The sequence below is a fragment of the Cupriavidus oxalaticus genome, assembly GCF_016894385.1.
Classification (GTDB): Bacteria; Pseudomonadota; Gammaproteobacteria; order Burkholderiales; family Burkholderiaceae; genus Cupriavidus; species Cupriavidus oxalaticus.
Genome location: NZ_CP069812.1, coordinates 3,593,197 through 3,602,500, shown reverse-complemented (window position 1 = coordinate 3,602,500; position 9,304 = coordinate 3,593,197). Strand labels below are relative to the sequence as shown.

7 protein-coding genes, 4 tRNA genes and 2 rRNA genes are annotated in these 9,304 nt (G+C 58.5%); all 13 read left to right on the top strand.

All coding sequences use genetic code 11. The annotated features are described in order from the left end of the window. The first annotated feature begins 195 nt into the window (after nucleotides 1–195). Nucleotides 196–3,074, top strand: a 23S ribosomal RNA gene (locus JTE92_RS29085). Nucleotides 3,075–3,187: 113 nt separating this feature from the next. Beyond that, nucleotides 3,188–3,300 (top strand): 5S ribosomal RNA (gene rrf, locus JTE92_RS29080). A 295-nt stretch (nucleotides 3,301–3,595) separates the two neighbouring features. Beyond that, nucleotides 3,596–3,681: transfer RNA gene (locus tag JTE92_RS29075), tRNA-Tyr, on the top strand. A gap of 51 nt (nucleotides 3,682–3,732) precedes the next feature. Next, nucleotides 3,733–3,806 (top strand) — tRNA-Gly (locus tag JTE92_RS29070). A gap of 40 nt (nucleotides 3,807–3,846) precedes the next feature. Next, nucleotides 3,847–3,921 (top strand) — tRNA-Thr (locus JTE92_RS29065). Nucleotides 3,922–3,967: 46 nt separating this feature from the next. Beyond that, a complete protein-coding gene (tuf, locus tag JTE92_RS29060; protein ID WP_063242169.1) occupies nucleotides 3,968–5,158 on the top strand; it encodes an elongation factor Tu in 1,191 nt (396 codons plus the stop codon). Nucleotides 5,159–5,242: 84 nt separating this feature from the next. Continuing rightward, nucleotides 5,243–5,318: transfer RNA gene (locus JTE92_RS29055), tRNA-Trp, on the top strand. 59 nt (nucleotides 5,319–5,377) lie between these two features. Continuing rightward, a complete protein-coding gene (gene secE / locus JTE92_RS29050) occupies nucleotides 5,378–5,758 on the top strand; it encodes a preprotein translocase subunit SecE (protein ID WP_029049797.1) in 381 nt (126 codons plus the stop codon). A gap of 10 nt (nucleotides 5,759–5,768) precedes the next feature. Then, entirely contained in the window at nucleotides 5,769–6,350 is a 582-nt protein-coding gene (nusG, locus tag JTE92_RS29045; protein ID WP_010810468.1) for a transcription termination/antitermination protein NusG, read from the top strand. A 162-nt stretch (nucleotides 6,351–6,512) separates the two neighbouring features. Further along, a complete protein-coding gene (gene rplK, locus JTE92_RS29040; protein WP_010810467.1) occupies nucleotides 6,513–6,944 on the top strand; it encodes a 50S ribosomal protein L11 in 432 nt (143 codons plus the stop codon). Then, entirely contained in the window at nucleotides 6,945–7,640 is a 696-nt protein-coding gene (gene rplA / locus JTE92_RS29035; RefSeq protein ID WP_063242124.1) for a 50S ribosomal protein L1, read from the top strand. Between the two features lie 411 nt (nucleotides 7,641–8,051). Beyond that, complete coding sequence (gene rplJ, locus JTE92_RS29030) at nucleotides 8,052–8,573, top strand: 50S ribosomal protein L10 (protein WP_063242125.1); 522 nt, start codon at nucleotides 8,052–8,054, stop codon at nucleotides 8,571–8,573. A 69-nt stretch (nucleotides 8,574–8,642) separates the two neighbouring features. Beyond that, the gene (rplL, locus tag JTE92_RS29025) at nucleotides 8,643–9,017 is read left to right on the top strand and encodes a 50S ribosomal protein L7/L12 (protein ID WP_063242126.1); all 375 of its coding nucleotides are present in this window, start codon (nucleotides 8,643–8,645) and stop codon (nucleotides 9,015–9,017) included. Nucleotides 9,018–9,304: the final 287 nt, after the last annotated feature.

The window sequence follows — 9,304 nt, the reverse complement described above, 5'->3', positions numbered from 1 at the left end:
AATATGGGATGTAGTAAAGGTGTCGCGCGAGCGTTGATGAGACGCTGTAGCACAAAACGCGATACCGGGTTGTGATTGTATCAACCAAAATGTATTTAAGTGATCGAAAGATGACTTGGAATACGGCACAAATGCGAGAACTCAACCTGTAGTGAGCGGTGTCCTGAGCGCAAGCTTGAGACACACTTGTTATAGGGTCAAGCGAACAAGTGCATGTGGTGGATGCCTTGGCGATCACAGGCGATGAAGGACGCGGTAGCCTGCGAAAAGCTTCGGGGAGCTGGCAAACAAGCTTTGATCCGAAGATGTCCGAATGGGGAAACCCGGCCCGTATGGGTCATCCCACACTGAATTCATAGGTGTGGGAAGCGAACGCGGCGAACTGAAACATCTAAGTAGCTGCAGGAACAGAAATCAACCGAGATTCCCAAAGTAGTGGCGAACGAAATGGGAAGAGCCTTGTACTCTTTAGCAGTGTTGTTAGCAGAACGGGATGGAAAGCCCGGCCCTAGCAGGTGATAGCCCTGTATGCGAAAACAGCGTTGTGGAACTAGGTGTACGACAAGTAGGGCGGGACACGTGAAATCCTGTCTGAAGATGGGGGGACCATCCTCCAAGGCTAAATACTCGTGATCGACCGATAGTGAACCAGTACCGTGAGGGAAAGGCGAAAAGAACCCCGGGAGGGGAGTGAAATAGATCCTGAAACCGCATGCATACAAACAGTCGGAGCCCTTTCGGGGGTGACGGCGTACCTTTTGTATAATGGGTCAGCGACTTACATTCAGTGGCAAGCTTAACCGATTAGGGAAGGCGTAGCGAAAGCGAGTCCGAACAGGGCGTTGAGTCGCTGGGTGTAGACCCGAAACCAGATGATCTATCCATGGCCAGGTTGAAGGTGCGGTAACACGTACTGGAGGACCGAACCCACTAACGTTGAAAAGTTAGGGGATGAGCTGTGGATAGGGGTGAAAGGCTAAACAAATCTGGAAATAGCTGGTTCTCTCCGAAAACTATTTAGGTAGTGCCTCGTGTCTCACCTTCGGGGGTAGAGCACTGTCATGGTTGGGGGGTCTATTGCTGATTACCCCGCCATAGCAAACTCCGAATACCGAAGAGTGCAATCACGGGAGACAGACATCGGGTGCTAACGTCCGGTGTCAAGAGGGAAACAACCCAGACCGCCAGCTAAGGTCCCCAAATATAGCTAAGTGGGAAACGAAGTGGGAAGGCTAAAACAGTCAGGAGGTTGGCTTAGAAGCAGCCACCCTTTAAAGAAAGCGTAATAGCTCACTGATCGAGTCGTCCTGCGCGGAAGATGTAACGGGGCTAAGCTATATACCGAAGCTGCGGACGCACGCAAGTGCGTGGTAGGAGAGCGTTCTGTAAGCCTGTGAAGGTGTCTTGTAAAGGATGCTGGAGGTATCAGAAGTGCGAATGCTGACATGAGTAGCGATAAAGGGGGTGAAAGGCCCCCTCGCCGTAAGCCCAAGGTTTCCTACGCAACGTTCATCGGCGTAGGGTGAGTCGGCCCCTAAGGCGAGGCAGAGATGCGTAGCTGATGGGAAGCAGGTTAATATTCCTGCACCGTCGTATGATGCGATGGGGGGACGGATCGCGGAAGGTTGTCCGGGTGTTGGAAGTCCCGGTCCCTGCATTGGAGAAGGCGCTTAGGCAAATCCGGGCGCGGAATTCAAGGATGTGGGGCGAGCGGCCTAGAGCTGCGAAGCAATTGGAAGTGGTTCCAAGAAAAGCCTCTAAGCTTCAGTCATACGAGACCGTACCGCAAACCGACACAGGTGGGCGAGATGAGTATTCTAAGGCGCTTGAGAGAACTCGGGAGAAGGAACTCGGCAAATTGGTACCGTAACTTCGGGATAAGGTACGCCCTGGTAGCTTGACTGGCCTGCGCCAGAAGGGTGAAGGGGTTGCAATAAAATGGTGGCTGCGACTGTTTAATAAAAACACAGCACTCTGCAAACACGAAAGTGGACGTATAGGGTGTGACGCCTGCCCGGTGCCGGAAGATTAAATGATGGGGTGCAAGCTCTTGATTGAAGTCCCGGTAAACGGCGGCCGTAACTATAACGGTCCTAAGGTAGCGAAATTCCTTGTCGGGTAAGTTCCGACCTGCACGAATGGCGTAACGATGGCCACACTGTCTCCTCCCGAGACTCAGCGAAGTTGAAGTGTTTGTGATGATGCAATCTCCCCGCGGCTAGACGGAAAGACCCCATGAACCTTTACTGTAGCTTTGCATTGGACTTTGAACCGATCTGTGTAGGATAGGTGGGAGGCTTAGAAGCGTGGACGCTAGTTCACGTGGAGCCGTCCTTGAAATACCACCCTGGTTTGTTTGAGGTTCTAACCTTGGCCCGTGAATCCGGGTCGGGGACAGTGCATGGTAGGCAGTTTGACTGGGGCGGTCTCCTCCCAAAGTGTAACGGAGGAGTTCGAAGGTACGCTTGGTACGGTCGGACATCGTACCTAAAGTGCAATGGCAAAAGCGTGCTTAACTGCGAGACCGACAAGTCGAGCAGGTGCGAAAGCAGGACATAGTGATCCGGTGGTTCTGAATGGAAGGGCCATCGCTCAACGGATAAAAGGTACTCTGGGGATAACAGGCTGATACCGCCCAAGAGTTCATATCGACGGCGGTGTTTGGCACCTCGATGTCGGCTCATCTCATCCTGGGGCTGTAGCCGGTCCCAAGGGTATGGCTGTTCGCCATTTAAAGAGGTACGTGAGCTGGGTTTAAAACGTCGTGAGACAGTTTGGTCCCTATCTGCCGTGGGCGTTGGAATCTTGACGGGGGCTGCTCCTAGTACGAGAGGACCGGAGTGGACGTACCGCTGGTGTACCTGTTGTCTCGCCAGAGGCATCGCAGGGTAGCTATGTACGGAAGAGATAACCGCTGAAAGCATCTAAGCGGGAAACTCGCCTGAAGATGAGGATTCCCTGGAGGCTTGACCTCCTTGAAGGGTCGTTCGAGACCAGGACGTTGATAGGCTGGGTGTGGAAGCGCAGTAATGCGTTAAGCTAACCAGTACTAATTGCCCGTAAGGCTTGATCCTATAACCAGTGTGTTTCACCTGGTGAGTCGATCGCCTTGTGCCACGATACACACAACCAAGACTACATCCCTATTCGCGACGTTGACGCAAGCGCAACGCCGCAACCCCTCATGCCTGGTGACCATAGCGAGTTGGAACCACCCCTTCCCATCCCGAACAGGTCCGTGAAACAACTCCGCGCCGATGATAGTGCGGATTCCCGTGTGAAAGTAGGTCATCGCCAGGCTCTTATTGTGCAAAACCCCTCGACAGCGTGTGCTGCGAGGGGTTTTTGCTTTTTGCGGCCAGCCTTCACGACCTGGGCGAAGCCCCCGCCAGGCCCGCCTCAGAGCCGCCAGGAGCCGCTCTGCAAAGCCCCTATAGGGTGAGAACGTAGAAATCTAATCTGCGCTTGTGGGAGCGATCAGGCGGCATCTGGCGCCACGCTGGAACGCCTTCCCGAGTCTGAGCCTGGCACAGCATCCGCAACGGAAAGTGCTTGACAGACGAGGTGAACAGCCCCATAATCGATAGTTCTCTGCGGAGAGGTGCCCGAGTGGCTAAAGGGGGCAGACTGTAAATCTGTTGGCTTACGCCTACGCTGGTTCGAATCCAGCCCTCTCCACCAGAATGCAAGACGGCAGCCGGCAGCGCCGGTGAAGAAGCAGGAAAGAACCGGGCGGGTGTAGCTCAATGGTAGAGCAGAAGCCTTCCAAGCTTACGACGAGGGTTCGATTCCCTTCACCCGCTCCAAGTCGCGCGGTTGCTGTCATAAAGTAGTACGTCTAGTTTCGCCCATGTGGCTCAGTGGTAGAGCACTCCCTTGGTAAGGGAGAGGTCGGCAGTTCGATCCTGCCCATGGGCACCAAATACCACCGCACTGGCAACATCGCTACCGAGACAGGAGTCGCGCAATGGCAAAGGAAAAGTTCGAGCGGACTAAGCCGCACGTGAACGTTGGTACGATTGGTCACGTTGACCACGGCAAGACCACGCTGACCGCAGCGATCGCCACGGTGCTGGCTGCCAAGTTCGGCGGTGCCGCCAAGAAGTACGACGAAATCGACGCAGCGCCGGAAGAAAAGGCCCGCGGTATTACCATCAATACCGCGCACGTCGAGTACGAGACGGCCAACCGCCACTACGCGCACGTTGACTGCCCGGGCCACGCCGACTACGTGAAGAACATGATCACGGGTGCCGCCCAGATGGACGGCGCGATCCTGGTGTGCTCGGCCGCTGACGGCCCGATGCCGCAGACGCGCGAGCACATCCTGCTGGCCCGTCAGGTTGGCGTGCCGTACATCATCGTGTTCCTGAACAAGTGCGACATGGTGGACGACGCTGAACTGCTCGAGCTGGTCGAGATGGAAGTTCGCGAACTGCTGAGCAAGTACGAGTTCCCCGGCGACGACACCCCGATCATCAAGGGTTCGGCCAAGCTGGCGCTGGAAGGCGACAAGGGCGAGCTGGGCGAAGTGGCCATCATGAACCTGGCCGAAGCGCTGGACACCTACATCCCGACGCCGGAGCGTGCCGTTGACGGTACCTTCCTGATGCCGGTGGAAGACGTGTTCTCGATCTCGGGTCGCGGCACCGTGGTGACCGGCCGTATCGAGCGCGGCATCATCAAGGTCGGCGAAGAAATCGAAATCGTCGGTATCCGCCCGACCGTGAAGACCACCTGCACCGGCGTGGAAATGTTCCGCAAGCTGCTGGACCAGGGCCAGGCTGGCGACAACGTCGGTCTGCTGCTGCGCGGCACCAAGCGTGAAGACGTGGAGCGCGGCCAGGTGCTGTGCAAGCCGGGTTCGATCAAGCCGCACACCCACTTCACCGGCGAGGTGTACATCCTGTCGAAGGACGAAGGCGGCCGTCACACCCCGTTCTTCAACAACTACCGCCCGCAGTTCTACTTCCGCACCACCGACGTGACCGGCTCGATCGAGCTGCCGGCGGACAAGGAAATGGTGATGCCGGGTGACAACGTGTCGATCACCGTCAAGCTGATCGCCCCGATCGCCATGGAAGAAGGCCTGCGCTTCGCAATCCGCGAAGGCGGCCGTACCGTCGGCGCCGGCGTCGTGGCAAAGATCCTCGACTAAGCTGTTCGATAGCGAACGTGGCACCAACCGGCCGCGTTCGTTGCCAGAAGAGGGTGGGCGCAAGCGCCGGCTCTCAGTAGTTTTAGGGGTATAGCTCAACTGGCAGAGCGTCGGTCTCCAAAACCGAAGGTTGGGGGTTCGATTCCCTCTGCCCCTGCCAAATCAATCAGCCGCGTCGCGAAGAACAATCGTGACGCGGCTTAGTCTCGTTTGCGAAACATGGCCAATCCCAATGTTGAAACCGTGAACGCCAACAGCGGCAAGTGGATGCTCGGCGTCGCGGTGCTGCTGGTGGTTGCCGGCGTCATCGGTTTCTATGCACTCGCACAGCAACCGTCTTATGTACGTGGCGCTGCGCTGTTCGGCGGTATTGCACTGGGTGTCGTCGTTGCACTGGTGTCGGCACCGGGCAAGGACTTCATTGGGTTCGCCAAAGAATCGTATCGGGAAGTTCGCAAGGTCGTCTGGCCGACGCGCAAGGAATCCGGGCAAATGACGGGGCTGGTCTTCGTCTTTGTCGTCATCATGGCACTGTTCCTGTGGTCGGCGGACAAGCTCATCGAGTGGATCGTGTTTTCGCTCGTACTGGGCTGGAAATAAGAGGTAGCACATGACGGATAACGCTCAGCAGGAAACCACCGCGCCGGAGTCGCCTTCATCGAAGAAGCGCTGGTATGTCGTGCATGCCTACTCCGGCATGGAGAAGAGCGTGCAGCGCGCGCTGCAGGAGCGCATCGAGCGCGCCGAGATGCAGGACAAGTTTGGCCGCATCCTGGTGCCGTCCGAAGAAGTGGTGGAAATCAAGGGCGGCCACAAGTCGGTGACCGAACGCCGTTTCTTCCCTGGCTACGTGCTGGTGGAAATGGAAATGACCGACGAGACCTGGCACCTGGTGAAGAACACCAGCAAGGTCACCGGTTTCGTGGGCGGTGCCCGCAACCGCCCGAGCCCGATTTCGCAGCGCGAAGTCGACAAGATCATGACCCAGATGCAGGAAGGGGTCGAGAAGCCGCGTCCCAAGACGCTGTTCGAAGTGGGCGAAATGGTGCGCGTCAAGGACGGCCCGTTCACCGACTTCAACGGCAACGTGGAAGAAGTGAACTACGAGAAGTCGCGCCTGCGCGTCTCGGTCACGATCTTCGGACGCGCCACGCCAGTCGAGCTCGAGTTCGGCCAGGTCGAGAAGGTTTAAGGAATTTGCCGGTTGTCGGCCGAGAGGGCGGCAATCGGTAATGGCAGTGCCTCAGGGCGTTGCCAAAGAGGAGCGTGAGGCCGTGCCACCGGTGCGGCGACAGCGCGTTACGACTCAACAGGATCGTCTTCCCCGAGTGGAGCGATCCGGATTGGAGTAGAGATGGCCAAGAAGATCATTGGCTTTATCAAGCTGCAGATTCCGGCTGGTAAGGCAAATCCCTCCCCGCCCGTTGGTCCCGCACTGGGTCAGCGTGGTCTGAACATCATGGAGTTCTGCAAGGCGTTCAACGCCCAGACCCAAGGCATGGAGCCTGGTCTGCCGGTGCCGGTGGTGATTACCGCCTTCGCCGACAAGAGCTTCACCTTCGTGATGAAGTCGCCGCCGGCGACCGTGCTGATCAAGAAGGCAGCCGGTATCACCAAGGGTTCGCCGAAGCCCCACACCGACAAGGTTGGCAAGATCACCCGCGCCCAGGCTGAAGAAATCGCCAAGGCCAAGAACGCTGACCTGACCGCCGCCGACCTGGACGCCGCCGTGCGTACCATCGCCGGTTCGGCGCGTTCGATGGGCATCACCGTGGAGGGTCTGTAAATGGCTAAGGTTTCCAAGCGCGTCGCCGCCAACAAGGCGAAGATCGAGCGTACCAAGTTCTACCCGATCGACGAGGCCCTGGGCCTGGTGAAGGGCTGCGCCTCGGCGAAGTTCGACGAGTCGATCGACGTGGCCGTGCAACTGGGCATCGACGCCAAGAAGTCGGACCAGGTGGTTCGTGGTTCCGTGGTGCTGCCCGCCGGTACCGGCAAGTCGGTGCGCGTGGCTGTGTTCGCCCAGGGCGAAAAGGCCGAGGCCGCCAAGGCCGCCGGTGCTGACATCGTCGGCATGGAAGACCTGGCCGAGCAAGTCAAGGCCGGCAACCTGAACTTCGACGTCGTGATCGCTTCGCCGGACACGATGCGTATCGTCGGTACGCTGGGCCAGATCCTGGGCCCGCGCGGCCTGATGCCGAACCCGAAGGTCGGTACCGTGACCCCGGACGTGGCCCAGGCCGTGAAGAACGCCAAGGCCGGTCAGGTTCAGTTCCGTGTCGACAAGGCCGGTATCATCCACGCGACCATCGGCCGCCGTTCGTTCGAAGACGCCGCGCTGAAGAGCAACCTGTCGGCGCTGCTTGACGCGCTGGTCAAGGCCAAGCCGGCTACCAGCAAGGGCGTGTACCTGCGCAAGGTCGCCGTCTCGTCGACCATGGGTGTCGGCGTGCGTGTCGACCAGGCTACGCTGGCTGCCTGAGCTGACGGCAAATTGCTGACCGGCACCCGATAACACCGGTCGGCAAGAAGAATTGAAGACCCTGGCCAGCAATGGCGGGGGTCGTCTCCGGACCGCAAGGGATGGAGCATGGCTTTGGGCAGTGGTGCCGGCCGGGTGCGCAAGCATCGGCCGGCACCGCTGGTTATCAAAGACCGCTGGTGTCCTTGTCCGCGGCAGTGATGCGGAAAGGGCTTAATCGGTCGGAACGTGCGGGAAGGCTTCCAAGCCTGAGCGACGTTTTCCGGCCAGCCAGCGCAGATGGCGCACCCGAAGGGATTGAAGCAACCGGGCACTGACCCGGGTGATTCGGGCCAATCGGACGCCGTTCGTTTGTGCTGACGTGAAAGCTCCGGTGTTGCCGGAGACACAGCGTCATTTTGGAGCTTAACCGTGCCACTCAATATTGAAGATAAGAAGGCCGTCGTTGCTGAGGTCTCGGCGCAAGTCGCCAAGGCCCAGACCATCGTCGTGGCCGAATATCGCGGCATTGCGGTTGGCGATCTGACCAGGCTGCGTGCTACCGCTCGCCAGCAAGGCGTGTACCTGCGTGTTCTGAAGAACACGCTGGCTCGCCGCGCCGTCGAAGGTACGCCGTTCGCAGGCCTCGCTGAGCAGATGACCGGTCCGCTGATCTACGGTATTTCCGAAGATGCAGTGACCTCGGCCAAGGTTCTGAACGACTTCGCCAAGACCAACGACAAGCTGGTCCTGCGCGCCGGGTCGTATGACGGCAAGGTTCTCGACGCTGCCGCCGTGAAGGCGCTGGCCTCGATCCCGAGCCGCGACGAACTGATTGCTCAGCTGCTGGGCGTGATGCAGGCACCGGTGTCGGGCTTCGCCCGTCTGCTGGCTGCACTGGCTGCCAAGAAGGAAGAAGGCGCTCCCGCGGAAGCGGAAGCCGCCGGCGCCTAAGGCAATCCAGGCCTCGCATCGAAAGATCGCATTACCGATACCGAATCAAATCTAGTAGGAGTATTTCAAATGGCAATCACCAAAGACGACATCCTGGAAGCCGTTGGCGCGATGTCCGTGATGGAACTGAACGACCTGGTCAAGGCGTTCGAAGAGAAGTTTGGCGTGTCGGCTGCTGCCATGGCCGTGGCTGCTGCTCCGGGCGCTGGCGGTGCCGCCGCTGCTGAAGAGCAGACCGAGTTCAACGTGATCCTGGCCGAAGTCGGCGCCAATAAGGTTGGCGTGATCAAGGCCGTTCGCGAAATCACCGGCCTGGGCCTGAAGGAAGCCAAGGACCTGGTCGATGGCGCACCGAAGGCCGTCAAGGAAGGCGTGGACAAGGCAGCTGCTGCCGATGCCAAGAAGAAGCTGGAAGACGCCGGCGCCAAGGTCGACGTCAAGTAATGCTGTGCTCGCGTGCCCTTGCGGCACGCGAATGGGGCTGGCAAAGGGAAGATTCCCGGCGCCAGCCTTTTTGCGCTTGTGCGATTGTGTTTTAATCACCACTCCGCACAGCGGCAAAGTCGTGAGAAGTGATGTTTGCGAGTCCTGACGGCACTTGATTTGCCGGCAACTCAGCAGAGGCCAAACATCAGTGGCACACTAAGTGGTTGCTGCTGATGTTTGTCTTCTGAACCGACTGCAGAAGACAAGTTTGGTCGGGTGTCCCCCGGGCGAGTGCAGGCGTTGCG